Origin of the sequence: Calidifontimicrobium sp. SYSU G02091 (genome assembly GCF_022631395.1) — a bacterium.
Classification (GTDB): Bacteria; Pseudomonadota; Gammaproteobacteria; order Burkholderiales; family Burkholderiaceae_C; genus Calidifontimicrobium; species Calidifontimicrobium sediminis.
Genome location: NZ_JALBGB010000081.1, coordinates 1 through 1,205, shown reverse-complemented (window position 1 = coordinate 1,205; position 1,205 = coordinate 1). Strand labels below are relative to the sequence as shown.

1 protein-coding gene is annotated in these 1,205 nt (G+C 62.6%); it reads right to left on the bottom strand.

Translation table 11 applies throughout. The features are described from left to right. Positions 1-160: 160 nt before the first annotated feature. Positions 161-1,153, bottom strand: a complete 993-nt coding sequence (locus MOJ79_RS18835; RefSeq protein WP_006399122.1) for an IS5 family transposase — start codon at positions 1,151-1,153, stop codon at positions 161-163. Between the last annotated feature and the right edge of the window lie 52 nt (positions 1,154-1,205).

Genomic DNA, 1,205 nt, shown 5'->3' with positions numbered 1-1,205 from the left:
TAGGGAAGGTCTGCACAACTGCCGCTGAGGCGGCTGTTGTTGGTTGATTTTTCAGATGGCGACATCATTCGGCGTTCACGGGACAGTTTCGGGGTGTTTTCGGTCCCGCTCGCGGCCCCGTGGCCCATTTGGCGAAGCCTTTTCAGGCTTTCGGGCGCACTCATCCCCGCGCTCCCATGTTCAAAAGTCGCTTGCGCACCATCCACAGGTTGGACAGCGCGAACAGCGTCATCAGGTTGGCCGTGTTCTTGGCCAGGCCCCGGTACTTGACCTTGACGTAGCCGAACTGGCGCTTGATGACGCGAAACGGGTGCTCCACCTTGGCGCGGATGCGCGCCTTGGTCGTCTCCAGCGCATCCAGCAGCGCGCCCATCAGCGAGCCCTTGTCCAGCGTTTTGCGCTTGCCCGGCATCATGGCAACGTGCCAGCGCACGTTGGGGTGTTGGGTCTGAATTTCTTCGCGTTTGTCCACGCCCCGGTAGCCCGCGTCCGCAAAGACGTCGGTTTCCTGCCCGTGCAGCAGCGCATGGGCCTGGGTGATGTCGTGGGCGTTGGCCGCCGTGGTCACCACCGTGTGCACCAGGCCCGAGTCGGCATCCACGCCAGCATGGGCCTTCATGCCAAAGTGCCACTGGTTGCCCTTCTTGGTCTGGTGCATCTCAGGGTCACGCTCTCCCGTACGGTTCTTGGTGGAACTCGGCGCCGCAATCAGTGTGGCGTCGACCACCGTGCCCTGCTTGAGCAGCAAGCCCTTGGCCGTCAGCGTGGCGTTGACGGTGGCCAGGATTTGCAACGCGAGGTTGTGCTCTTCGAGCAAATGCCGGAACCGCAGGATGGTGCTCTCATCGGGCAGGTTCTCTTCGCCCATGTCCAGCCCGGCAAACTCGCGAAACATCGGCGTGTCGTACAGCGCCTCTTCCATGGCCGGGTCGGACAGGTTGAACCACTGTTGCAGGAAGTGGATACGCAGCAGGGTCTCGACAGCAAACGGCGGGCGTCCGCCCTTGGGGCTGCGCGCCGGTGCATGCGGGGCAATCAGCGCCACCAGTGCGGCCCACGGCACCACCAGGTTCATCTCGTCCAAGAACTCGCGCTTGCGTGTACGCTTGGTCTTGCGTTCGAATCCGGTGGTGCCAAGGCTCATCTGCTTCATGTCGATACTGTCTCACATCCGACGGTCATCGCCGGGGTTTTGCAGACCTTCC

Bases quoted from the DNA above. Each gene is read 5' to 3' on its own strand.
- MOJ79_RS18835 (WP_006399122.1), bottom strand. From the start codon at position 1,153: ATGAAGCAGATGAGCCTTGGCACCACCGGATTCGAACGCAAGACCAAG.